The organism is Streptomyces fagopyri (assembly GCF_009498275.1).
GTDB lineage: Bacteria > Actinomycetota > Actinomycetes > Streptomycetales > Streptomycetaceae > Streptomyces > Streptomyces fagopyri.
In genome coordinates this window covers 6,557,308-6,581,971 of the sequence record NZ_CP045643.1, presented here as the reverse complement: position 1 = coordinate 6,581,971, position 24,664 = coordinate 6,557,308, and the positions used below count along the sequence as shown (strand labels likewise).

The 24,664-nt window shown below is 70.5% G+C and carries 18 protein-coding genes and 1 pseudogene; 12 read left to right on the top strand and 7 right to left on the bottom strand.

Annotated features, from left to right (window positions below):
* Positions 1-220 precede the first annotated feature (220 nt).
* The 3 genes from GFH48_RS28410 to GFH48_RS28400 all read right to left on the bottom strand — a co-directional run bounded on the left by GFH48_RS28410 (position 221) and on the right by GFH48_RS28400 (position 3,531).
* Positions 221-1,129, bottom strand: coding sequence for a sugar ABC transporter permease (locus tag GFH48_RS28410; protein ID WP_153290952.1), 909 nt, complete (start codon positions 1,127-1,129; stop codon positions 221-223).
* A gap of 13 nt (positions 1,130-1,142) precedes the next feature.
* Positions 1,143-2,147, bottom strand: coding sequence for a carbohydrate ABC transporter permease (locus GFH48_RS28405; RefSeq protein WP_153290951.1), 1,005 nt, complete (start codon positions 2,145-2,147; stop codon positions 1,143-1,145).
* 109 nt (positions 2,148-2,256) lie between these two features.
* A complete protein-coding gene (locus tag GFH48_RS28400) occupies positions 2,257-3,531 on the bottom strand; it encodes an extracellular solute-binding protein (RefSeq protein ID WP_153290950.1) in 1,275 nt (424 codons plus the stop codon).
* A 467-nt stretch (positions 3,532-3,998) separates the two neighbouring features.
* Here GFH48_RS28400 and GFH48_RS28395 point away from each other — a divergent pair, with 467 nt between their 5' ends.
* Both GFH48_RS28395 and GFH48_RS28390 read left to right on the top strand, forming a co-directional pair.
* Positions 3,999-5,033: a LacI family DNA-binding transcriptional regulator gene (locus tag GFH48_RS28395; protein WP_153290949.1), complete on the top strand. Its 1,035-nt coding sequence runs from the start codon at positions 3,999-4,001 to the stop codon at positions 5,031-5,033.
* A gap of 274 nt (positions 5,034-5,307) precedes the next feature.
* Positions 5,308-6,168 (top strand): phosphatase PAP2 family protein, encoded by an 861-nt coding sequence (locus GFH48_RS28390; RefSeq protein WP_153290948.1) that lies wholly within the window; start codon positions 5,308-5,310, stop codon positions 6,166-6,168.
* Positions 6,169-6,506: 338 nt separating this feature from the next.
* Here the strand turns inward: GFH48_RS28390 and GFH48_RS28385 are convergent, their stop codons facing one another.
* Positions 6,507-9,503 (bottom strand): bifunctional [glutamine synthetase] adenylyltransferase/[glutamine synthetase]-adenylyl-L-tyrosine phosphorylase, encoded by a 2,997-nt coding sequence (locus tag GFH48_RS28385; RefSeq protein WP_153290947.1) that lies wholly within the window; start codon positions 9,501-9,503, stop codon positions 6,507-6,509.
* A 518-nt stretch (positions 9,504-10,021) separates the two neighbouring features.
* Here GFH48_RS28385 and GFH48_RS28380 point away from each other — a divergent pair.
* The 4 genes from GFH48_RS28380 (at position 10,022) to GFH48_RS28365 (ending at position 14,191) form a co-directional block, all read left to right on the top strand.
* Positions 10,022-10,909 (top strand): alkaline phosphatase family protein, encoded by an 888-nt coding sequence (locus GFH48_RS28380; protein ID WP_153290946.1) that lies wholly within the window; start codon positions 10,022-10,024, stop codon positions 10,907-10,909.
* 1 nt (position 10,910) lies between these two features.
* Complete coding sequence (locus GFH48_RS28375) at positions 10,911-12,266, top strand: MFS transporter (RefSeq protein ID WP_194280703.1); 1,356 nt, start codon at positions 10,911-10,913, stop codon at positions 12,264-12,266.
* Positions 12,263-13,339, top strand: a complete 1,077-nt coding sequence (locus GFH48_RS28370) for a TolB family protein (protein ID WP_228121010.1) — start codon at positions 12,263-12,265, stop codon at positions 13,337-13,339. The genes GFH48_RS28375 and GFH48_RS28370 overlap by 4 nt, the downstream gene beginning before the upstream one ends.
* Before the next feature lie 297 nt (positions 13,340-13,636).
* Positions 13,637-14,191: a DUF4760 domain-containing protein gene (locus tag GFH48_RS28365; protein WP_153290945.1), complete on the top strand. Its 555-nt coding sequence runs from the start codon at positions 13,637-13,639 to the stop codon at positions 14,189-14,191.
* Positions 14,192-14,220: 29 nt separating this feature from the next.
* Here the strand turns inward: GFH48_RS28365 and GFH48_RS28360 are convergent, their stop codons facing one another.
* The gene (locus tag GFH48_RS28360) at positions 14,221-14,787 is read right to left on the bottom strand and encodes a GNAT family N-acetyltransferase (protein WP_153290944.1); all 567 of its coding nucleotides are present in this window, start codon (positions 14,785-14,787) and stop codon (positions 14,221-14,223) included.
* 91 nt (positions 14,788-14,878) lie between these two features.
* Here GFH48_RS28360 and GFH48_RS38680 point away from each other — a divergent pair.
* Positions 14,879-15,187 (top strand): annotated as a pseudogene (locus tag GFH48_RS38680) (site-specific integrase); the annotation flags it as partial.
* 75 nt (positions 15,188-15,262) lie between these two features.
* On the opposite strand, the gene glnA reads toward GFH48_RS38680, so the two are convergent.
* Positions 15,263-16,624, bottom strand: coding sequence for a type I glutamate--ammonia ligase (gene glnA, locus GFH48_RS28350; protein ID WP_153290942.1), 1,362 nt, complete (start codon positions 16,622-16,624; stop codon positions 15,263-15,265).
* 358 nt (positions 16,625-16,982) lie between these two features.
* Between glnA and GFH48_RS28345 the strand changes: the two genes are divergently transcribed.
* On the top strand, positions 16,983-18,170 hold the full coding sequence (locus GFH48_RS28345) for a globin domain-containing protein (RefSeq protein ID WP_153290941.1): 1,188 nt from the start codon (positions 16,983-16,985) through the stop codon (positions 18,168-18,170).
* Positions 18,171-18,316: 146 nt separating this feature from the next.
* Here GFH48_RS28345 and GFH48_RS28340 read toward each other — a convergent pair whose 3' ends face one another.
* Positions 18,317-18,751 (bottom strand): RrF2 family transcriptional regulator, encoded by a 435-nt coding sequence (locus GFH48_RS28340; protein ID WP_153290940.1) that lies wholly within the window; start codon positions 18,749-18,751, stop codon positions 18,317-18,319.
* 182 nt (positions 18,752-18,933) lie between these two features.
* Here GFH48_RS28340 and GFH48_RS28335 point away from each other — a divergent pair, with 182 nt between their 5' ends.
* From GFH48_RS28335 to GFH48_RS28320, 4 genes are all read left to right on the top strand, one after another.
* Positions 18,934-19,605, top strand: coding sequence for a DUF3105 domain-containing protein (locus GFH48_RS28335; RefSeq protein ID WP_153290939.1), 672 nt, complete (start codon positions 18,934-18,936; stop codon positions 19,603-19,605).
* A gap of 5 nt (positions 19,606-19,610) precedes the next feature.
* Positions 19,611-20,234, top strand: a complete 624-nt coding sequence (locus tag GFH48_RS28330) for a DUF305 domain-containing protein (protein ID WP_153293157.1) — start codon at positions 19,611-19,613, stop codon at positions 20,232-20,234.
* A gap of 263 nt (positions 20,235-20,497) precedes the next feature.
* On the top strand, positions 20,498-22,438 hold the full coding sequence (locus tag GFH48_RS28325) for a S53 family peptidase (RefSeq protein WP_153290938.1): 1,941 nt from the start codon (positions 20,498-20,500) through the stop codon (positions 22,436-22,438).
* 180 nt (positions 22,439-22,618) lie between these two features.
* Positions 22,619-24,664, top strand: a complete 2,046-nt coding sequence (locus GFH48_RS28320) for an NAD(+) synthase (protein ID WP_153293156.1) — start codon at positions 22,619-22,621, stop codon at positions 24,662-24,664.

Here is a 24,664-nt window from a genome sequence, read left to right as displayed (position 1 = left end):
CCTTGATGCGGTGGGGGTCCCCCGCTCGGGCGAGGCCGAGGGTGGGAGAGGAGTTCGAGGTGGGGTCTCCCCCGCGTCCGGGCGGGCCGGGGCTCGGGGAGGGAGGTGCGTCGTCGGGGTGGCGGAACGAGGCGGCCGCGGTGCCGGCGGGGTCGGATGGACACCGCGGCCGCCACCCGCGCGCGGCGAGCGCGCGGGAGCCTGGGGGCTTCCGGGCGGATCAGCCCTTCGTTCCGCCGGCGGTGAGACCGGTGACGAGGTTCTTCTGCACGAGGTAGAAGAACGCCGAGACGGGTATCGCGATCAGCACCGCCGTGGCGGCCATCAGGTTGCGCTGCGCGTCGTGCTCGCTGACGAAACTCTGCAGGCCCACCGCGAAGGTGTACTTCGAGTCGTCGAGCATGAACGTGGAGGCGAACGCGACCTCACCGAAGGCGGTGATGAAGTTGTAGAAGGCGGCGACCGCGAGGCCCGGCTTGGCGAGCGGCAGGATCAGCCGGAAGAAGGTGCCGAAGGGGCTCAGCCCGTCGACGCGTCCGGCCTCGTCGATCTCGAACGGGATGGTGTCGAAGTAGCCCTTGAGCAGCCAGGCGCTGTAGGGCACCGCCGTCGAGCAGTAGACGAGGACGAGACCGACGTAGCTGTCGATGAGCTGGAGGTCCGAGAGGATCTCGTACATCGGCACGATGAGTACGGCGATCGGGAACATCTGGGTGACCAGGAGGACCCACATGAACTTCCGGTAGCCGGGGAAGCGCATGCGGGACACCGCGTAGCCGGTGGTCGCCGCGACCAGCACACCGATGACCGTGGTCCCGAGCGAGACGATGAGCGAACTCTTCATCCACTCGAAGAAGTTCGTGTGCTGGAGCACGAAGGTGTAGTTGTCGAACGTCATCTTGTCCCAGATGCGTCCGGGGTGGAGGTAGTCGTCCTTGTCCGGGCCGAGGGACAGGAAGACCAGCCAGGCGATCGGGAACAGCGCGATCAGGCTCGCGACGATCAGGATGCCGTGCGAGGTGAGCGAGCCGAGGAGCCCGCGCCGGCCGCGTCCGCGGGGCCTGGCGGACGGCTTTGTGCCGGTGGGGACCTGGTCGGCCGGAGACGTCCGAAGGGTGGTGGTACTCATGGAGACTCCCGCCTCAGATCGCGAGCTGCTGGTCATTGCGGTTCAGCCAGCGGCGGTAGAAGGAGGTGAAGACGATCAGGATGGCCAGCAGCAGCATGCCGTAGGCCGCCGACTGCGCGAAGTCGCGCGGCTGTTGGCCGAAGCCGAGGTAGTAGGCCCAGGTGACGAGGATCTGCGCGTCCGGGGCGGTGTTGCCGAACAGCAGGAAGATCACGGCGAACTGGTTGAACGTCCAGATGATGCCGAGCAGGACGACGGTGGAGCTGACCGACCTGAGGCCCGGCAGGGTGACGAAGCGGAACCGCTGCCAGGCGTTCGCGCCGTCCATCTCCGCGGCCTCGTACAGCGTGGCGTCGATGGACTGCAGGCCGCCGAGGAGCGAGACCATCATGAAGGGCACACCGCACCAGGTGTTGACCATGATCGCCGCGAACCGCTGCCAGAAGGTGTCCTCCAGCCACAGCGGCGACGGCAGGTGCACCGCGTCGAGCATGGTGTTGATGACGCCGCCGTCCGCGAGCATGAAGCGCCAGCCGAAGACGGTGACGAACGTCGGCACGGCCCAGGGCAGCACCAGGAGCAGCCGGTAGAAGGTGCGGCCGCGCATCTTCTGGTTGAGCAGCAGGGCGAGGCCGAGGCCGATGCAGTAGTGGAGGGCGACACAGAGCGCCGTCCACACGATGGTCCAGATGAAGTGCGACCAGAAGCGGTCGTACGACGTCGGGCCCCACAGGATGTCCTTGTAGTTGTCGAAGCCGATGAACTTGTACGTGGCGTCGATGTGGTTGACGCCGATCGTGCGGGCGGAGTTGAGGCTGTTGGCGTCCGTGAGCGTCAGGTAGAGGCCCCGCACCAGCGGATACAGCACCAGTCCGCCGAGCACGACGACCACCGGGGCGATCATCGCGTACGCGTACCAGTACTTCTGGTACCCGCGCTTGAGACGCTGGAACGGACCGGGGCGTGACCCGCGGTCACCGACACGCTTTCCGGTCGCTCGGTCGATGGCGACTGTCATGGTTCGACACCTTCTGGAAGATCAGGGTTGGGGCCGTGCTCACGCCGGTGGCCGTCGGATCCCCTCCCGTCCCCCGTCGCCCGGGAGGGGATCCGACGGCCACACGGACTCACTTGCTGAAGTCCGGGACCAGCTTGGCGATCGCCAGTTCGACGTTGTTCAGGCCCTTGTCCAGGGACTCCTTGCCACCCGCGATCTTCGGCAGCTCGGTGTCGAGCGGGCCCCACAGCGAGCTGTACTCGGGCAGCGCGGGCCGCGGCTGGGCGGCGGCGAGCACCGTCTGGTAGCCGGCGATGCCCGGGTCGGCCTTGACCGCGCTGGTGTAGGCGTCGTCACGGGTGGGCAGCGTGGAGTTCTTGAGCGCGATCGTCGACTGCGAGGCGGCCGAGGTCATGAACTTCACGAACTTCAGCGACGCCGCCTGGTGGGCCTTGTCGGACCCGGCGTAGACGGAGAGGTTGTGGCCGCCGGTCGGGGCGCCCGCCTTGCCGGTGGAGCCGGCCGGGACGGTGGCGATCCCGAGGTTGGCCTTGTCGGTGAAGGCCGAGCCCTTGTAGAAGTTCGTGATCTCCCAGGGGCCCTGGACGATCGAGGCGACCTTGCCGTTGACGAACGCGTCCTGGATGTGGGCGTAGGCGTCGGCGGTGGTGTCGGCCTTGTGCAGTCCCTTGCCGGAGAACAGGCCCTGCCAGGTCCCGTACGCCTTCTGCGCGGCGGCCGAGTTCACGGTGATCTTCTTCGCGGAGGCGTCGACGGTGTCGGTGCCCTCGCCGTAGAGGAACGACTGCGCGTAGTAGGCCTGGGTCGAGCCCCAGTAGCCGTCGACGCCCGTCTTCTGCTTGATCGTGGCGGCGGCCTTCTTCAGGTCGTCCCAGGTCTTGGGGGCTTCGGTGATGCCCGCCTTCTTGTACAGCGCCTTGTTGTAGACGAGCGCGAGGGTGTCGGTCACCAGCGGGACACCGTACGTCTTGCCGTCGTACTTGGCCTGCTCGATCAGGCTCGGCTGGAACTTGGCCTGGTCCGCGAGGGCCTCGGTGCCGTCCAGCGGCAGGAAGTAGCCCTTCTTGGCGAAGGCCGGGGTCCAGCCGACCTCGGAGCGCAGGATGTCCGGGGCGCCGGAGGCGCCGGCGGCCGTGTCGAACTTGTTCTGCGCCTGGTCGAAGGGGACGTTGACGTACTTGACCTTGATGTCCGGATTGGCCTTCTCGAACTGCTGGGCCAGTGCCTTGTACGTCGGCGCCTCATTGGTGGCGTTGGAGGTGTCCCACCAGGTGATGGTGGTGGGGCCGTCCGACTTGTCGCTGCCGCTGTCACTGCCGCCGCAGGCCGTCGCCGCGAGGGCGAGGGACGCCACCAGCGCGGTGGCCGCTATGCCACGCCGCATGAGATCTCCTTGAGGGTGAAAGCCCGAGTGGGTGGGGAAGCGGTCCCGCCCGCTCCCCTTGCCGACTTGCCGACTGCGCCGTTGCGTCCGCCGGGCGACGTGAACGTAACAGCGTTGTAAGCGGCGCGAAAGACCTTGCAGCAAAAAAGTGCAAGGACTGCCGAGAGTTACCCGCCCGTGACCCGTAGGCGATGGTACGGAAACCCTTGTCCGAGGCCGCTCAGCGGGCAGCGGAGCCCCTGTGCAAGACTCTGCAAGCTCTTGCCATACCCGACCGGTACGGGGATCATCGGCCCGTCAGCGCCTTGCAGGAGCCACCCCTTCCCGCGGCGCACGCCCGCGACGCCGAGCCGACCAGAACACGAGGGAGCGCGATGACGCAGCAGCCCGGAGCGGGCCGATCAACCGCCCGCACACGGCGTCTGGTTGGTGGGCAGGGCGAGAACCGGCAGGTACAGTCCCATCCCGTGACCACACGGCTTGCCGACATCGCAGCCCAGGCGGGGGTCAGTGAGGCGACTGTCAGCCGCGTCCTGAACGGGAAGCCGGGCGTCGCCGCGACCACCCGCCAGTCCGTCCTGGCCGCGCTCGACGTACTGGGCTACGAGCGCCCCGTCCGGCTGCGGCAGCGCAGCGAGGGCCTGGTGGGCCTGATCACCCCCGAGCTGGAGAACCCGATATTCCCCGCGCTGGCGCAGGTCATCGGGCAGGCGCTGACCCGCCAGGGGTACACCCCGGTCCTCGCGACCCAGACACCGGGCGGCTCGACCGAGGACGAGCTGACGGAGATGCTCGTCGACCGGGGAGTCGCCGGCATCATCTTCGTCTCCGGGCTGCACGCGGACACCTCGGCGGACATGCAGCGCTACGAGCAGCTGCGCGCCCAGGGGGTCCCCTTCGTCCTGGTCGACGGGTTCTCGCCGAAGGTGCAGGCGCCGTTCATCTCGCCCGACGACCGCGCGGCGATGGACCTGGCGGTCACGCACCTCGTCTCGCTCGGGCACACCCACATCGGGCTCGCCCTGGGTCCGAAGCGGTTCGTGCCCGTGCAGCGCAAGATCGAGGGTTTCGTGCGCACGATGCAGGAACAGTTGGGGCTCGCTCCCGCCGACGTCGAGGAGCGACTGGTCCAGCACTCGCTGTACACCCTGGAGGGCGGGCAGGCCGCGGCCGCCGCGCTCATCGAACGGGACTGCACGGCGGTCGTCTGCGCCAGCGACATGATGGCCCTCGGGGCGATACGGGCGGCGCGCGGGCGCGGTCTGGACGTACCGAAGGACATATCCGTCGTGGGCTTCGACGACTCGCCGCTGATCGCCTTCACCGACCCGCCCCTGACGACGATCCGCAAGCCGGTGCCGGCCATGGGGCAGGCGGCGGTACGGACGCTGCTGGAGGAGATCGGGGGGACTCCGGCACCGCACAGCGAGTTCGTGTTCATGCCGGAACTGGTGGTGCGCGGGTCGACCGCTTCGGCCCCTGGGGACCGGAATCGTCCCTGAGGGCTGTCCCGTGATCCCCGACGGGCGCACGACGACAGCCACGGCACCTCGCCGCGTCGTCGGGGTCGCCCGGACACACCCGGTACGAGGACGACCCTCCGCCTCGCGACGCACGGCGTCCGACGCCGCGCGCTGATCCACCGGCGATCACGGGACAGCCCTCGGGGGGATTCCCTACGCCGCGCGTAGTGGTCCGCCCGGTGCAGAACGTGCGGCCAGGACCCGACCAGGGGATGATCGGTCGCGGAACGCTTTTCTGGCAGACTTTGTGCCTATGGGTGAGACGACCGTGACGACACTGGAAGGCCAGGACCGGGCCGCTCCACGCCCCGTCGCAAGGGACCGTGCGGGGAAGGGCTTCCTGCACCGTCTGCGGACTCCGCGTCGCCCCCGTTTCTGGTTCGAGATCCTGCTCATCGCGGCGAGTTACTGGACGTACTCGCTGATCCGCAACGCCGTGCCCGAGCAGAGGGGCAAGGCGCTGCGCAACGCCGACTGGATCTGGCGCATGGAGCACCACCTCGGAATCGCGGTCGAGCAGTCGGTCAACCATGCCGTCAACTCGGCGACATGGCTGATCATCGGCATGAACTACTACTACGCGACGCTGCACTTCGTGGTGACCCTGGGCGTCCTGGTGTGGCTCTACCACAGCCATCCCGGCCGCTACGCCGCCGCGCGCCTGGCCCTGTTCGCCACGACGGCGGTGGCCCTGGTCGGCTACTACTTCCTCCCGCTCGCCCCGCCGCGCCTGATGAACGGCGGCCATTTCGTGGACACGGTCGTCGTCCACCACACCTGGGGCTCGATGGCCTCCGGCGACCTCAAGCACATGTCGAACCAGTACGCCGCGATGCCGTCGATGCACATCGGCTGGTCCCTGTGGTGCGGCCTGACGATCTTCGCCCTGGCCTCGGCGCCGTGGGCCCGCATCCTGGGCCTCCTCTACCCGGCGGCCACCCTGCTGGTCATCGTCTCCACCGCCAACCACTTCTGGCTCGACGCGGTGGGCGGCATGCTCTGCCTGGCCTTCGGCTTCACGGTGGCCCGCCTCTGGTACGGCGCCCTGCCCCACACGCTGCCCCGCTGGGTACCCGGCACGCGAGGAGCACAGATGCTCCCCTTGAAGGCCTGACACACCCCGGTCCCACCACCCGCCCGCGGCAGCCCACACCCGCACCGGCGCCCCGCACCGCTGCCCGCACCCGGCGACGCACGGGAGGGGCCGTGCCGGTACGTCGCAGCCCGTCGCTCACGCCCGGATCGAGCAGCGGCTCCCGTGCCCGGCCCACGTCTGATCCAACGGCGCCGGGCTCGACGTACCGGCACGGCCCCGCCCCACCACAGCCCGCACCGCGCCCCGCACGGCACAGGCACAGGCACAGGCACAGGCGACGGGACTCGCACCAGCACAGGCAACGGGACCGGCACCGGAACTCGCACCGGCAACGGAACCCGCACCGGCACCGAGTCTCACGCCCCGTAGAACAACTCGTCCACGACGGCCCGCGCCCGCCGAGTGGTCCGCCGGTAGTCGTCGAGCATGTCGCCCACATGACCGGGCCCGTACCCCAAGTAACGCCCCACGGCAGCCAGCTCCCGCCCGTCGGACGGAAACGTGTCCCCGGCCCGCCCCCGCACCAGCATCACGGCGTTGCGCACCCGCGTAGCCAGCACCCACGCCTCGTCGAGGATCGCCGCGTCCTCCCCCGACACCAGCTCCGCCGCACACGCGGCCGCCAGCGCCTCCCGCGTCCGCGTGGTCCGCAGCCCCGGTTCGTCCCACCCGTGCCGCAGCTGGAACAACTGGACCGTCCACTCCACGTCGGACAGCCCGCCCCGCCCCAGTTTGCTGTGCAGCGTCGGATCCGCCCCGCGAGGCATCCGCTCCGACTCCATCCGCGCCTTCAGCCGCCGTATCTCCCGCACGGCGTCCTCGCCCAGCCCCTCCGCCGGATACCGCAGCGGATCGACGAGCTCGATGAACCGGCGCCCCAGGTCCTCGTCCCCGGCCACGAACTCGGCCCGCAGCAGCGCCTGCGACTCCCACACCAGCGACCACCGCCGGTAGTACGCCTCGTACGACTTCAGCGACCGTACGAGCGGCCCGGACTTCCCCTCGGGCCGCAGATCCGCGTCGATCAGCAGCGGCGGATCCGCGCTGGACACCTGGAGCAGCCGCCGCATCTCGGAGACCACGGCGTTGGCGGCCCGGGACGCCTCGTGCTCGTCCACGCCCTCCCGGGGCTCGTGCACGAACAGTACGTCCGCGTCGGACCCGTAGCCGAGCTCGTGCCCCCCGAACCGTCCCATCGCGATCACCGCGAACCGGGTGGGCAGGGTGTCCCCCCATCCGTCGCGCACCACGGCCCGCAGGGTCCCCGCGAGCGTCGCCGCGGTCAGGTCGGACACCGCGCCGCCGACCTGGTCGACGAGGGCGCCCTGGTCGGCGACGACGGGCGTCTCCTCGGTGCCGTAGGAGGCGACGATGTCGGCCGCGGCGGTGCGGAACAGCTCCCGCCGCCGCACCCCGCGCGCGGCGGTGACCGCCTGTTCGCCCCCCGCGGCCCGTCCCACCGCCGCGAGCACCTCCTGTTCCAGGTGCGCCCGGGCGCGCGGCTCCAGCCCGCCGCCGTCGCCGTCACCGAGCAGCGCGACCGCCTCCGGGGCGCGCATGAGCAGGTCGGGGGCGAGGCGCCCCGCGGACAGCACCCGCGCGAGGTTCTCGGCGGCCGCCCCTTCGTCCCTCAACAGCCGTAGGTACCAGGGGGTCTTGCCGAGCGCGTCCGACACCTTGCGGAAGTTGAGCAGGCCGGCGTCGGGTTCGGCGGAGTCCGCGAACCATCCCAACAGCACGGGCAGCAGGGTCCGTTGAATGGCGGCTTTGCGTGAGACGCCGGAGGCCAGCGCCTCCAGGTGGCGCAGCGCGGCGGCCGGGTCGGCGTATCCGAGCGCGACGAGCCGCTCCCGGGCCGCGTCCGCGCTCAGCCGGGCCTCGCCGGTGGCGAGTTGGGCGACGGCGTCGAGCAGCGGCCGGTAGAAGAGCTTCTCGTGCAGCCGTCGCACCACGGCCCGGTGCCGTTTCCATTCACGCTTCAGCTCGGCGACCGGGTCGACGCGCAGTCCCAACGACCGCCCGATGCGCCGCAGGTCGGCGCTGTCCTCCGGCACCAGGTGGGTCCGCCGCAGCCGGAACAGCTGTATGCGGTGCTCCATCAGTCTCAGGAACCGGTACGAGTCGTCGAGCTGGACGGCGTCGGCGCGCCCCACGTATCCGCCCGCGGCGAGTGCCTTCAGGGCGTCGAGCGTGGTGCCGCTGCGCAGCGAGGAGTCGGCCCGGCCGTGCACCAACTGCAGGAGCTGTACGGCGAATTCGACGTCCCTCAGCCCTCCGGGTCCGAGCTTCAGCTCCCGGTCGACCTCGGCCACGGGGATGTTCTCGACGACGCGGCGCCGCATCTTCTGCACGTCGGGGACGAAGTTCTCGCGCTCGGCGGCGTGCCAGACGAGCGGCGCGAGCGTGGCCACGTACTCCGCGCCGAGGTCCAGGTCCCCGGCCACCGGCCGTGCCTTGAGCAGCGCCTGGAACTCCCAGGTCTTGGCCCACCGCTGGTAGTAGGCGAGATGGCTGCTGAGCGTGCGGACCAGCGGCCCGTTGCGTCCCTCGGGCCGCAGGTTGGCGTCGACGGGCCAGATGCTGCCCTCGACGGTCGTCTCGGAGCAGATCCGCATCATGTGGGCGGCGAGCCGGGTGGCGGCCTGGATCGCCTTGCCCTCGTCGGCGCCGCCGACCGCCTCCGCCACGAAGATCACGTCGACGTCGGAGACGTAGTTGAGCTCGTGTCCGCCGCACTTGCCCATCGCGACGACGGCGAGCCGGCACAGCGCGGCGTCCGCGGGCGCGGCGTCGCACGCGATGGTGAGGGCCGCGCGCAGGGTGGCGGTGGCGAGGTCGGCGAGTTCGGCCGCGGTCTGGGCGAGGTCGGTGGTGCCGCACACGTCGCGCGCGGCGATGGACAGCAGACAGCGCCGGTAGGCGACGCGCAGCGAGACGGGGTCGTCCGCCTCCGCGAGGCCGCGCTCGAACTCCGTCACTCCGGGATGCAGGTCCTGCGGCTCGTAGGTGACGAGTTCCCGCCAGTCCCCCGGATGGCGGGCGAGGTGGTCGGCGAGGGCGGCGGAGGCGCCGAGGACGCCGAGGAGCCGGTCCCGCAGCGGCTTGGCGGCGACCAGTGTGTCGAGGAGTTCGCGCTCGGCCGTGTGGCCGCCCTGCGCCTCGACGAGCCGGACCAGTCCGAGCAGCGCGAGATCCGGGTCGGCGGTCGTCCCGAGCGCTTCGAGGAGTACCGGATCGGCTTTTATGGGGGCGAGCTGCTCGCTCTCCAGGAGCCTCTCGGCCGCCGATGGATCGGTGAAGCCGTGCCGCAGCAGCCGTGTGAAAGTACTGCTTCTGCGTCCCGGCGCCGTCATCCTCGGCCTCCCTCGGATCGAAGTCGCACCACCGGTCCGGTCAGCGTCGCACAGCCGGTCCCGATCAAGGTCGTACGAGGCCGAGCCTAACCGGAGAGGCGTGCGGAAGCGCCGGGGCGTGCGAGGACTCCTCCCGGGCGGGACCGTGTCGGCGCGGATGGGGAGCGTGTGGAGGAGAGCCCATGCCGGCCACACCGCCGAGGACCGATGCCGACGCCCGCCACGGCAGCGCGGGTGCGGTCACGACTCCGTGGCCGGCGGCCGTGGAAAGGGGACCGGCGAGCGCGCCGAGGGGGCGGCGGGACCCGAGGGAGCACGGAGGAGGGCCTGAAGAGGCGCTGAAGAGGCGCTCCAGGGTCACTGAAGGGGTACCGCGGGTGCGGGTGGCACTGAAGCGGGCAGTTCACCAGGTCTTCACCCCCCGGGCCGGGTGCCGTGAGACAGGCGAGTGATGGCGTGTACATGCTCTGTTCGCACTGTCATCGTCACCATCGCCTCTCCCCCACCGGAGGTCTGAAGTGTCCGGCACAACCGTGTACCGCCGCCGCCGTGCCGTCGTGGCGTCCGCCCTCGCCTTCACCGCGGCCGCCGTGGGGCTGTGGACCGGGCTCGGCGGTTCCACCACCGCCCATGCCGCGGCCGGGGTCCCGACCCCGGACCACGTGGTCGTCGTGGTCTTCGAGAACCACGCGTACAGCCAGGTGATCGGCTCCTCCAGCGCCCCGTACATCAACTCGCTCAGGACCGGGGGCGCCAACCTCTCCCAGTCCTACGCCGAGACGCACCCGAGCCAGCCCAACTACTACGCCCTGTTCTCCGGCTCCACCCAGGGCGTCACGGACGACAGCTGCGTCAGGCCCGGCTTCTCCTCCGCGCCGAACCTCGCCTCCGAGCTGATCGCCGCCGGCAGGACCTGGGCGAGCTACAACGAGACACTGCCCAGCCAGGGCTCCACGACGTGCAGCAGCGGCAAGTACGCGCAGAAGCACAACCCGTGGTTCGGCTTCGGCAACGTACCGACGTCGAGCGCGAAGACCTTCGCGCAGTTCCCGGCCGACTACACGACGCTGCCGCAGGTCTCCTTCGTCGTCCCGAACCTGTGCAGCGACATGCACGACTGCTCGGTGTCCTCCGGGGACACCTGGCTGAAGAACAACCTGGGCGCCTACGCCACCTGGGCCAAGACCCACAACAGCCTGCTCGTCGTCACCTTCGACGAGGACAACCGGCTCAGCGGGAACAAGATCCCCACGGTGCTCTACGGCCAGCAGGTGACGGCCGGTTCCTCGTCCACCACCACCTACAACCACTACGACCTGCTGCGCACCCTGGAGGACATGCACGGCCTGCCGCACGCCGGCAACGCCGCCTCCGGCAAGGACATCACCGGCATCTGGACCTCCTGAGATGTACGTGGCGGACAGCCGCGCCGGTACGCGTGCGGCGTCCGCGGAAGGCGCCGTCCGGCCCCGTGCCGGGCGGCGCCGCGCCGCGGTCGCGCCCACGGTGCTGGCGCTCGGCACGGTCAGTCTGATCACCGATGTCTCGTCCGAGATGGTCACCGCGGTGCTCCCGCTGTACCTGGTGGCGGGCCTCGGCCTGTCCCCGCTCGGTTTCGGCCTCCTGGACGGCGTCTACAACGGCTTCTCGGCGCTCGTCAGACTGCTCGGGGGCCACCTCGCCGACCGCGGCGGCGGCCGCCACAAGTGGGTCGCGGGCTTCGGCTACGGGCTCTCGGCGGCCTGCAAACCCCTGCTCCTGCTGGCGCACTCGCTCACCCCGATCGGCCTCGTCTTGGCCGCCGACCGCACCGGCAAGGGCCTGCGCACCGCCCCGCGCGACGCGCTGATCTCCCTGTCGAGCACCCCCGCGACGCGTGGGCGCGCCTTCGGCGTGCACCGGGCCATGGACACGGCGGGCGCGCTGCTCGGCCCACTGGTCGCCTTCCTGATCCTGCGGGCGACGGTGGACGGCTACGACGCGGTGTTCACGGTGAGCTTCTGCGTGGCGGTGGTGGGAGTACTGGTGCTGGTGCTGTTCGTGCCGGGGGACACCCGCACGAAGGCCGCCGCACAAACCACGGAGGCGACCTCCTCCACGGGGCCCGGGGGCTCCACGCGGTCCGGGCCGCCGCCGGCCGGGGAGAGGCCCGCGCGCACGACCCCGCCCCCCACCCTCCGCGCCGCCCTGTCCCTGCTCGCCACTCCGGCCGTACGCCGGATCACCCTGTGCGCCCTCCTGCTGGGCCTCGCGACGGTCAGCGACGCCTTCGTCTTCCTGCTCCTCCAGCGGCGCCTGGGCGTACCGGACCGCTGGTTCGCACTGCTCCCCCTCGGAACGGCGGCCGCGTTCCTCCTCCTCGCCGTGCCGCTGGGCCGCCTCGCCGACCGGATCGGCAGCCGGCGGCTGTTCCTCGCCGGCCACGGCGCCCTGCTGCTCGTGTACGCCCTGCTGCTCTCGGCGTGGCACGGGACGGCGCTGCCGTACGTGGTCCTGCTCCTGCACGGCGGCTTCTACGCGGCCACGGACGGCGTCCTGATGGCCGCGGCCTCGGAGAGCGTGCCGGAGGAGCTGCGCTCGTCCGGACTGGCCCTCGTCCAGACCGGTCAGGCACTGGCCCGTTTCGTCTGCTCGCTCGGCTTCGGCGCCGCCTGGACGGCCTGGGGCGACCGTACGGCGCTCACCGTGTCGGCCGTGCTGCTCACGGTCGGGGTCCTGGTCGCGCTCGCCCTGCGCCCCACCGCTTCGGAAGGCCCCGCATGACCCTCCGTACCCGTCTTTTGGTGCTGGTCTCTGCCCTTGTCGTGCTGGCGGGCGTCGGCACGGCGTCCGTCCTGCACGCCTCGGCCCGCGCCGATCGGCGTGACCACGCCGTACCGGGTGGCCCGCAGATCACCGCGGGACCGGTGGCACTCGGCACGCGGGGCCGCATGATCTTCCGCAACATGGCGTGGGGCCCGCACCGCGACGAGCTGACGTCGGTCCCGGCGTCGGACCCGTCGGGCCCGAGGACGGCCTCGAAGGTGAAGTGCCTGCGCTTCTACGCGGCCGGGGGTACGGGGGTCTGTCTGCAGTCGCTGCACGGACCGGTCCAGGACACCTACCGGGCCGTCGTCCTCGACTCCCGCCTCCACGCGACGGCCCGTTACGACGTCCCCGGCATCCCGTCCCGCGCCCGTGTCTCCCCCAGCGGCCGCTACGTCACCTGGACGGCGTTCGTGGGCGGCGACTCGTACGCGGGTACGAACTTCTCGACCCGGGCGGCGGTCGTCGACACCCGCACGGGACGGCTGACCCCGTCCCTGGAGGCGTTCCGCGTCGTGAAGGACGGCAGGACCCATCACGCGGCGGACGTCAACTTCTGGGGCGTCACCTTCGCCGCCGACGACCGCACGTTCTACGCGACGCTCGCCACCCACGGCACGACGTACCTGGTCCGGGGCGACCTGCGCGCCCGCACCCTGACCACCCTCCACCCGAACGTCGAGTGCCCGTCGCTCTCCCCCGACGGCACGCGCGTCGCCTACAAGAAGCGGGTGAAGGGCCTGCCGAAGGACGCGCCCTGGCACCTCTACGTCCTGGACCTCCGCACCTTGCGCGAAACCCCCGTCGCCGAGCCCCGCAGCGTCGACGACCAGGCCGTCTGGCGCGACGACCACACCCTGGTCTACGCCCTTCCCGGCGACTACGGAGCCGACCTCTACACGGTCCCGTCCGACGGCACGGGACAGCCGCGGCGCATCAGCACCGCGGCGGTGTCCCCCGCGTACGTCACCCCGTCACCGGCCCGAACGCGGAACCCCCCACCGACCACCGCCGGCCGCTCCCCGAGGTGACGCGCCTGTCGGCGCCGCGGGCTCCGCGGGCGGCGGGGGCGGGGGCGGGGAATCCTGGCAGGGACCTCGCCAGCCAGAGAGCGTCTCTCCCGCCTTCGCGCTTGCTGCTGCTCGCACACGGCGTTGGGGCCGTCGCAGGCGGAGGCAACGCGACGGCCTGCCTTGCCGTACCGCACATGCCCGCAGCGCGCTCCCCCACAACCGGCCGGCGGAGCGCATGGCCGTATCCCTCTACACGTGAACCAAGATGCCAGAAACGACACCGCCATCTGTGTACCTTCCGTAGGGTAACCGGCCGTGACGTCGTATGAGCGGTGGTCCCTGATTGCTTCGTTCGGCTCCCTGTTCGTCAGCGTCGTTGCCTTCGGCGCGGTGGCGTGGCAGCTCCTCATGCTGTCCCGCAGTACAGACCAGGACCACGACAGACGTCGCAAGCAAGCGACCATGGAGTACCTCACGGCCAACATGGATCGACGGAAGGCCCTGTTCGACGAGGGCATACCGCACGAGCGGGATCACGGGGCCATTACGACCCTGGTCGGTCTCTCGCTGTCCGGCGACGACCGAGCCACGAAGCTGGTCGCGTCCTACCTCACCACGTTCAACTTCCTTGCCGTCGGTGCGCAGACGGACGCCTTCGACCGACATGTCATCGACGAAGCATGGGGCGGCCTCATCATCTCCGTCTGGAACAACTACCGGCCCTGGGTCGAGGAGCAGCGGCGCCGGCACAGTGAGCCCCGCGTGTGGGAGAACCTGGAGTGGCTGGCCGGCAAGATGACGCCGCGTCGGAACATCGTTCCTGACGGCGACGCGGGAAATTTGCCCCCACAGGGACAGCCGGTGCAGTAGGGAGATTCCGAACCTGGGCACCGCTCGTCCTAGGCACCACCAAGACGTTCCGGCTCCGGAGTCTCGTCCACGAAGCCGTGTTCAGTCCTGTCCGTTGACCGCTGCGCGAGCCAACCCGACACCCGCGGGCCTCCGTTGATCGCTCCCCCGTCGAGGACCGTACGGACGTGCTCAAAGCCCTGGCGGAGGTAGTACGCCTGCAGGTCCGTGTTTGTCGTCCACGCATCGAGCCGGAGCCACTTGGCCCCGGCTCGATGGGCCCGGTCTGCGGCCCAATCGAGCAGTCGGCCACCGATGTTCTGCCCACCGTGCGTCCGTGCGACGGAGAGCTTGTTGATGAACACGGACGGCTCAGAGAGTTCTCGCTCTGTCCAGAGGCCCGCTTCGGCGTCAGGAGTCACGGTGATGGTCGCTGCCGTCACCGAACCGTCCAGGACCATGAAGACAGTGCCGTCCTCGATGGTCTCCAGCAGCTTGGCCGCCGGGTACGGGAGCTGCCACTGGTCAGTTCCAAGACCCGAGAGCCACGCCGCGGCCTCCGACCGGAAGGCCAGCAGCTTGGGCAGGTCGCTCGGTCGGGCGGGGACGATTCTCACCGGGGCTCGTTCTCACTTCGGGCGGACAGGTCGCCGATGTCATGGTTCATCCGGTTCAAGTCGCCCCGGAACGTCGTGCTGGCGCACCGAACGGTACTGGAAGCCCGCGCTCGTCGTCGCGGGCGTCATCGCCGACCCTGAACCAGGTGAGCGCTTCCAGGCAGCGCGAGAGAACGGCATGCACGCGCTGAGGCACTTCTACGCGTCGGTGCTCCTCGACGCCGGCGAGAACGTCAGAGCGTTGAGCACCTACCTGGGGCACACGGACCCTGGCTTCACGCTCCTGGTGTACACACACCTGCTGCCGAGCGGCGAGGGCCGCGCCCGGAGGGCCGTGGACAGCATGTACGAGGACCGCGTTTCCGGGGCGGACGGCCCACCGACGGCCCAGGGGTGGTGAGGACAGCCGCGGGGCCCGTGGTCATCGACCGCGAGCCCCGCGTACTGCTTCCCAAAAAGTGCCGCTGACCTGCCCTTACAGCACGGGCAGGTTCTTCCGCAGCTCGAACGCCGTGACCTCGCTGCGGTACTCCTCCCACTCCGCCTTCTTGTTGCGGAGGAAGAAGTCGAAGACGTGCTCGCCGAGGGTCTCGGCGACCAGTTCGCTGCGCTGCATGAGCGCGAGGGCCTCGCCGAGGTTCTGGGGCAGGGGCTCGATGCCCATCGCGCGGCGCTCGGCGTCGGAGAGGGCCCAGACGTCGTCGTCCGCGCCCGGCGGGAGCTCGTAGCCCTCCTCGATGCCCTTGAGACCGGCGGCGAGCAGGAGGGCGTAGGCCAGGTACGGATTGGCGCCCGAGTCGATGGAGCGGACCTCCACCCGCGCGGAGCCGGTCTTGCCGGGCTTGTACATCGGCACGCGGACGAGGGCGGAGCGGTTGTTGTGGCCCCAGCAGATGTACGAGGGGGCCTCACCGCCGGCGCCCGCGGTGCGCTCCGAGCCGCCCCAGATGCGCTTGTAGGAGTTGACCCACTGGTTGGTGACGGCCGAGATCTCCGCGGCGTGCTTGAGCAGGCCCGCGATGAAGGAGCGGCCGACCTTGGAGAGCTGGTATTCCGAGCCGGACTCGTAGAAGGCGTTGCGGTCGCCCTCGAAGAGCGAGAGGTGGGTGTGCATTCCGGAGCCGGGGTGCTCGGAGAAGGGCTTGGGCATGAACGTCGCCTGCACGCCCTGCTCCAGCGCCACCTGCTTCATGACCAGGCGGAAGGTCATGATGTTGTCCGCCGTCGAGAGGGCGTCGGCGTAGCGGAGGTCGATCTCCTGCTGGCCGGGCGCGCCCTCGTGGTGGGAGAACTCGACCGAGATGCCCATCGACTCCAGCATGGTGATCGCCTGGCGGCGGAAGTCCATGCCCACGTTCTGGGGGGTGTGGTCGAAGTAGCCGGAGTTGTCGGCGGGGGTGGGCCGGGAGCCGTCCAGCGGGCGGTCCTTCAGCAGGAAGAACTCGATCTCCGGGTGGGTGTAGAAGGTGAAGCCCAGGTCGGAGGTCTTCGCGAGGGCGCGCTTGAGGACGTAGCGCGGGTCGGCGAAGGACGGGGAGCCGTCCGGCATGAGGATGTCGCAGAACATGCGTGCCGTGCCGGGGGCCTCCGCGCGCCACGGCAGCACCTGGAACGTCGACGGGTCGGGCTTGGCGATCATGTCGGACTCGTAGACGCGGGCGAAGCCCTCGATCGCCGAGCCGTCGAAGCCGATGCCCTCGTCGAAGGCCTGTTCCAGTTCGGCCGGGGCGACGGCCACCGACTTGAGGAAGCCCAGCACGTCCGTGAACCACAGCCGTACGAACCGGATGTCCCGCTCCTCCAGTGTCCGGAGCACGAACTCCTGCTGCTTGTCCATCTTCCGCTTCCACCCATCCTTGCTGGTCAGGCCGCCTGCTCCCACGCCTCGAAGACGGTCGGGGCACCTGAGCATCCCACCACAACACCATTTCGTGCGCGTTGCCGACCATGATCGGCCCGCCGACCACGGCGTGAATGCCTCGCATACGGAAGGTGTCCCGCTCTGTTGCCCATACTGCCTGCTCACCCGCCTCCTTGTAACGCCCGGCGTCCACGCTCTCCGTAACGCCCGGCCTCGTGCTCCCCGCGTGCCATTTAAACTTGCATCTGAGATGCAAGTTTTATTACCGTGGCGAGCAGACGAGGGAGCCGCGACCGCGACCCTCCGCCTCCGTCCTGGCCCTTGAGGAGTTCCGATGCTGTCCGAGCAGTCCACCGCCACCGTGCGCGCCACCCTCCCCGCGGTCCGCGCGGCCATCGGCGAGATCGCCGCGCGTTTCTACGAGGGGCTGTTCGCCGCCCACCCGGAGCTGCTGCGCGATCTCTTCAACCGCGGCAACCAGGCCTCGGGCGTCCAGCGTCAGGCACTGGCGGGATCGATCGCCGCCTTCGCCGGCCACCTCGTCGAGCGGCCGGACGAGCGCCCCGACGTCATGCTGAGCCGCATCGCCCACAAGCACGCCTCGCTGGGGATCGCCCCCGAGCAGTACCCGATCGTGCACGAACACCTCTTCGCGGCCATCGCCGAGGTCCTCGGCGACGCGGTCACCCCCGAGGTCGCGGCCGCCTGGGACGAGGTCTACTGGCTGATGGCGAACGCGCTGATCGCCCTGGAGAAGCGGCTGTACGCCCAGCACGAGGCCGGTTCCTCGGGCTGGCGGACGTGGGAGGTCGTGGGCCGCGACGAGGAGACCGCCGACGTCGCCGCCTTCCGGATGCGCCCGGCCGACGGCGGGCCGCTGCCGGACTTCCGGGCGGGCCAGTACGTCTCGGTACGCGTGACGCTGCCGGACGGCGCCCGCCAGATACGCCAGTACAGCCTCGCCGGCGCCCCGGGCTCCCCGGAGCGCCGGATCGGCGTCAAACGGGTGCGTGACGAAGGAAGCCCCGACGGCGAGGTCTCGAACCACCTGCACACCCACGTGGGTGTCGGCGGCACCCTGGAGGTCTCGGCCCCGTACGGCGACCTGGTGCTCGACGACACCGACGCGCCCGTACTGCTGGCCTCCGCGGGCATCGGCGTCACCCCGATGATCGCCATGCTGGAACAGCTCGCGCTCACCGGACACCGTGCCCCGGTCACGGTCGTGCACGCCGACCGCTCCCCCGCCGACCATGCCCTGCGCGCCGACCACGAGGCCTACGCGGACAAGCTCGCCGACTCGGCGGTCCACTTCTGGTACGAGCGGGACGCCGAGGGGGCCGGCCGGTCCGGCCGCGCGGACCTCTCCTCGGTGCCGGTCGCGTCGGGCACCCGGGCCTACCTGTGCGGCCCGCTCCCCTTCATGCGGGCGGTCCGCGCCCAGCTCCTCGGCAAGGGCGTCGCCGCCGCCGACATCCACTACGAGGTGTTCGGACCCGACCTCTGGCTCGCACAGGACTGAGCACGGAACCCCGGGCACGGGACCGGGCGGGACGGAGCACACGGCCGGGCGGAGCGGAGCACACGGCCGGGGGGTGGAGAGGGCCGGGCACGGGACCGAACAGCGCGCCGGGAAACCCGCCGGTCACCGGTCCCGTACCGGGGGCCTCAGGGCCGGCTGGAGATTCCCAGCAGCAGAGGGCCGGTCGGTGCCGCGACCATGTCCCCCACCGTCAGCGGGTCCAGCGAGGCGAAGAAGGCCTCCTGGGCCCGCCGCAGCGCCCCCCGCAGCCGGCACGCGGAGTGCAGCGGGCAGGGCGAGGCGCCCTCGCAGTCGACCACGTCACCGTCGCCCTCGAAGGTCCGCACGAGGGCGCCGACCGAGGCCGTACGGCCCGCCTCGGTGAGCGTGAGGCCGCCGCCCCGGCCCCGGCGGGCCGCGAGCAGACCGAGGTGCTGGAGCTCGGCGACGACCTTCGCGGCATGCGTGTAGGGGACGTCCATGTCCGCCGCGACCTCCCGGGTCGTGGGCGTCGAGTCCCCCGCGACGGCGAGCCGCATCAGCACCCGCAGGGCCAGGTCGGTGGAGCGCAGCAGCCTCATGTCCACCAGCGTAAATAATGTGCATCCGAGGTTCAAATTATCTGCGCGGGGTGCGCCGAATCACCGGCGGCGCTGTCCGGGAGCGCGCAGCTTCGGACATTCCGCGCTCTGACGGCCTTCGGGGCACCCTCTCCCCACTACGATCAGCGGACCCGACCGTCCCATCCCCATAAGGACTCGCCATGGGTTCCGCCAAGAACACCACCTCCGCGCAGCGCAAGGCGCGCATAGAAGAGATGCGCAAGGCCGAGCGTTCCCGGGAGCGTCGTACCCGGATCCTCACGATCACGGCCAGTGCGGTCGTCGTCGTCGGTCTCGTGGTCGGCGGTGTCGTCCTGGTCAGGTCGCAGTCCGACAAGAGCGACACCTCGGCGAGCGACTCCAAGGGCGGCGGCTCGGGGCACTTCGTCGCGGGCAAGGACGGCGTGCGGACGTGGTCGGGGAAGCTGACCCGCAACCACGTCACCAAGACCGTGAAGTACCCGATGGAGCCCCCGGTCGGCGGTGACCACAACCAGGTGTGGATGAACTGCAACGGCGACGTGTACACCAAGCAGGTCAACAACATGAACGCCGTGCACTCGCTGGAGCACGGCGCGGTGTGGGTGACGTACAACAGCAAGGCCCCGGACGCCGACGTGAAGGCGCTCTCTGAGAAGGTCAAGAAGACCCCGTACACCCTGATGAGCCCCGTCGAGGACCAGAAGGACCCGATCATGCTCAGCGCCTGGGGCAAGCAGCGCACGGTGACGAGCGCGAGCGACCCGGCCGTCAACACGTTCTTCTCCGAGTTCGTCCAGGGCAAGCAGACGCCCGAGCCGGGCGCCGCCTGCACCAACGGCCTGTCGCAGTGAGTCAGATGCGGCAGGCGGGCTGGATCGCGGGCACCACGGCGGCGGTGCTGGTCGCCGCCGGCGCCATCACGTACGCGGTCGCGGAGAGCGACGGCCCGGGGAGCGGGACGCCCGCTGCGGACTCCGCGGACGCGGGGTTCGCGCGGGACATGGCGGTCCATCACCAGCAGGCCGTCGAGATGTCGTACCTCGTGCGCGACCGTACGGATGACGACGAGGTACGGCGCCTCGCGTACGACATCGCGCAGACGCAGGCCAACCAGCGCGGCATGCTGCTCGGCTGGCTCGACCTGTGGGACCTGCCGAAGGTGTCCGCGGACCCGCCCATGACCTGGATGGGCATGGGCGACATGGCATCCGGCAAGGACGGCGCGCTGATGCCGGGCATGGCGACCAACACCGAGCTGAAGAAGCTGGACACGCTGAAGGGCAAGCAGGCCGAGATCCTCTACCTGCAGTTGATGACCGACCATCACAAGGGCGGCATCCACATGGCCGAGGGCTGTGTCCGGAAGTGCACGGTCGGCGTGGAGAAGAAGCTCGCGCAGGGCATGGTCGACGCGCAGCAGTCCGAGATCAGGCTGATGGCCGACCTGTTGAAGGCGCGCGGCGCCAAGGCGCGCGACTGAGCGCTGTCCCGTAGGCGGGGAACCCCTTCACACGAAGTCGAGGGATATCCCTATGACTACGGAAGGGGCCCTCTCCAAAACGGCTCAAACGACCTTCAATCACGTCCACTTGGCGTTTCCTTGGCCTTCTCATTCCCCTGGCATGAACGGTTCATCGCGAGAGTGACCCCAGCGTGATCCATTCCGTGTGCCTTCTGTTCGGCGCACGGTCTCGCACATCACGGACGACCGCACATGCGACGAACCGCATCGCAGGGGGTTTTATGAGATCCAATCGCGCTGCAGTACGCGCCGGAGTGAGCATGGCAGCGGCGCTGCCGATGCTCGCCGGCGCGCTGGCGCTCGGCATACCCGCGGCCCACGCCGCGACCGGCCCGAGCCGGCACACCCTCGCGGGCACCAAGCCCGCGTGGGCCACGCCGAAGGCGGACAAGGGGGCCACGTCCGACGCCTCCCAGGTTTCCGCCCGGGTCTACTTCGCGGGCCGCGACGCCGCCGGCCTTGCCGCGTATGCCAAGGCCGTCGCCGACCCGGCGTCTGCCTCGTACGGGAAGTACCTCACCGCCGAGCAGACGCAGGCCCGCTTCGGCGCCACCAAGGCACAGGTCGCCGAGGTGACCTCGTGGCTGAAGTCGGCCGGCCTGAAGGTCACCGGCACCACGCAGCACTACGTCTCCGTCACCGGTGACGTCGCCGCCGCCGAGAAGGCGTTCGGCACCCAGCTGCACAACTACGCCAAGGGCAAGAAGACCTACCGGGCTCCGGCCGGGTCGGCCTCCGTCCCGGCCGCCCTGAACGGTGCCGTCCTGACCGTCACCGGCCTGGACAACGCCCCGCACAAGGCGACGCACAGCGACACCCTGCCGCCTCCGGACGCGGTGTTCCGCAACGCCGGGCCGTTCTCCTCGTACTACGGCTCGAACACCGCGAGCACGCTGCCGAACGCGTACGGCAAGAAGATCCCGTACGCGGTGCAGGGATACACCGGCAAGCAGCTGCGCGCCGCCTACGGTGCGGGCAAGCGCACCGGCAAGGGTGTCCGCGTCGCCATCACCGACGCGTACGCCTCGCCGACCATCGCGTACGACGCGGCGAAGTACGCCAAGAACCACGGTGACGCGAAGTACTCCACCAGTCAGCTGCGTCAGGTGCTGCCCGGCACCTACACGAAGACCGAGGAGTGCGGCGCGGCCGGCTGGTACGGCGAGGAGACCCTCGACGTCCAGGCCGTGCACGCCGTCGCGCCCGGGGCGAGCATCACGTACGTGGGTGCCGCCTCCTGCTACGACGACGACCTGCTGGACTCGCTCAGCAAGATCGTCGACGGGCACCTGGCCGACATCGTCTCCAACTCGTGGGGCGACATCGAGGCCAACCAGACCCCGGACCTCGCCGCGGCCTACGACCAGGTCTTCCAGTTCGGCGCGGTCGAGGGCATCGGCTTCTACTTCTCCTCCGGTGACAACGGCGACGAGGTCGCCAACACCGGTACGAAGCAGGTCGACACCCCGGCCAACTCGGCCTGGGTGACGGCGGTCGGCGGTACCTCGCTGGCGGTCGGCAAGGGTGACAAGTACCAGTTCGAGACCGGCTGGGGCACCGAGAAGGCCGCCCTCGCGGCCGACGGCAAGAGCTGGACCGGCTTCCCGGGCGCGTTCACCTCGGGCGCGGGCGGCGGCACCAGCAAGACCGTGGCGCAGCCCTTCTACCAGAAGGGTGTCGTGCCCGGCGCGCTCGCCAAGGCCAACGGCTCGACGGCCATGCGCACCGTGCCTGACATCGCGGCGGTCGCCGACCCCAACACCGGTTTCAAGGTCGGCCAGACGCAGACCTTCCCGGACGGGTCGCAGCAGTACAGCGAGTACCGGATCGGCGGCACCTCGCTCGCCGCGCCGGTGATCGCGGCCGTCCAGGCCCTGGCCCAGGAGGCGCGCGGCGGCAAGGCGATCGGTTTCGCCAACCCGTCGATCTACGCGAAGTACGGCTCCAAGGCGTACCACGACGTGACGGACACCCCCACGGGCTCCGAACTCGCCGTGGCGCGCGTGGACTTCGCCAACGCGTTCGACGCGTCGGAGGGTCTGCTGACCTCCGTGCGCAGCCTCGGCAAGGACAGCTCGCTGTCGGCCGTGAAGGGCTACGACGACGTGACCGGTGTGGGTTCCCCCGCCCCGGGCTACGTCAGCTCGTTCAGCCGTCACTGACCGGCGTTCACGGACGATGCGCCCGCCTCCCCAGTGGAGGCGGGCGCATCGTCGCGTCCGGCCGCGTCCGGTGCTCTCCGCATCCGGCGTCCGCCCGGCGTCCCCCGCGGAAGGTGGGCCGCCACACGCCCCGGGCCCCCATCGCGTCGCTCTGACGATTACACTGGGCGGGTGCCTTCTCTGAACTTCCGGTCGCTCTATCAGCACGGCTTCGCGCGCGTCGCCGCCTGCACGGGCCACACCGTCATCGCGGACCCGCTCGCCAACGCCGAGGCGGTCCTGCGCCAGGCGCGCAGGTGCGCCGGGGAGGGTGTCGCCGTCGCCGTCTTCCCGGAGATGGGACTGTGCGGCTACTCGATCGAGGACCTGCTGCTCCAGGACGCGCTGCTCGACCAGGTCGAGGAGGCGCTCCGGACCGTGGTGGCGGGGTCGGCGCAGCTCCTGCCGGTCCTGGTCGTGGGCGCCCCGCTGCGCCACCGCAACCGGGTCTACAACTGCGCGGTGATCGTGCACCGCGGCCGGGTCCTCGGTGTCGTACCCAAGTCGTACCCGCCCAACTACCGGGAGTTCTACGAGCGTCGGCAGATCGCCGCGGGCGACGACGAGCGCGGCGGCACGATCCGGGTCGACGGGGAGTCCGTGCCGTTCGGTGTGGACCTGCTGTTCGCCGCGGACGACGTCCCGGGCCTGGTGCTGCACGCGGAGATCTGCGAGGACATGTGGGTGCCGGTGCCCCCGAGCGCCGAGGCGGCCCTGGCGGGCGCCACCGTCCTCGCCAACCTCTCCGGCAGTCCGATCACCGTCGGCCGGGCGGAGGACCGCAAGCTGATGTGCCGCTCGGCGTCGTCCCGCTGCATCGCCGCGTACGTCTACGCGGCGGCCGGCCTGGGCGAGTCGACCACCGACCTGTCCTGGGACGGACAGACCATGATCTACGAGAACGGGACGCTGCTGGCCGAGTCCGACCGCTTCCCGCTCGACGACCAGTTCGCCGTCGCGGACGTCGACCTCGACCTGCTGCGGCAGGAGCGGCTGCGGACCGGCAGCTTCGACGACAACCGGCGCACCCACACCCCCCGCACCGCCGATTTCCGGACGGTGGCGTTCCGGCTCGACCCGCCGGCCGGTGACCTGGGCCTGCGGCGTCGCGTCGAGCGCTTCCCGTTCGTGCCCGCGGACCCCGACCGGCTGGCCCTGGACTGCTACGAGGCGTACAACATCCAGGTCGCGGGGCTCCAGCAGCGGCTCGCGGCGATCGGTGGCCCGAAGGTGGTCATCGGGGTGTCCGGCGGTCTCGACTCCACGCACGCGCTGATCGTCGCGGCCCGCGCGATGGACCGGGCGGGCCGCCCGCGCGGCGACATCCTCGCCTTCACCCTGCCCGGCTTCGCCACCAGCGACCACACCAAGGGCAACGCGCACGAGCTGATGCGCTCCCTCGGCGTCACCGCGGCCGAGCTGGACATCACGCCGACCGCCCGGCTGATGCTGAAGGAGATGGAGCATCCCTTCGCGTCCGGCGAGCCCCTGTACGACGTCACCTTCGAGAACGTGCAGGCCGGACTGCGCACCGACTACCTGTTCCGGCTCGCCAACCAGCGCGGCGGCATCGTGCTCGGGACCGGCGACCTGTCGGAGCTGGCGCTCGGCTGGTCCACGTACGGCGTGGGCGACCAGATGAGTCACTACAACGTCAACTCGGGTGTGCCGAAGACCCTGATCCAGCATCTGATCCGCTGGGTCATCGGAAGCCGTCAGTTCGGCGAGGACACCGACCGGACGCTCGCCGCGATCCTCGACACGGAGATCAGCCCGGAGCTGGTCCCGGGCGAGGAGATGCAGTCGACCGAGTCGAAGATCGGCCCGTACGCGCTGCACGACTTCACGCTCTTCCACGTGCTGCGCTACGGGTTCAGGCCGTCGAAGATCGCCTTCCTCGCCTGGCACGCGTGGCACGACCCGGACGCGGGCGCCTGGCCGCCCGGCTTCCCCGAGGCCGAGCGGGTCGCGTACGACCTGCCGGAGATCCGGCGCTGGCTGGAGGTGTTCTGCCGCCGCTTCTTCGGGTTCGCGCAGTTCAAGCGCTCGGCGATGCCGAACGGGCCGAAGGTGTCGGCGGGCGGTTCGCTCTCGCCGCGCGGCGACTGGCGCGCTCCGTCCGACAGTTCGGCCCGCACCTGGCTGCGTGACCTGGCCCGTTTCGACCCGCCTCGGACGGAGGGCTGA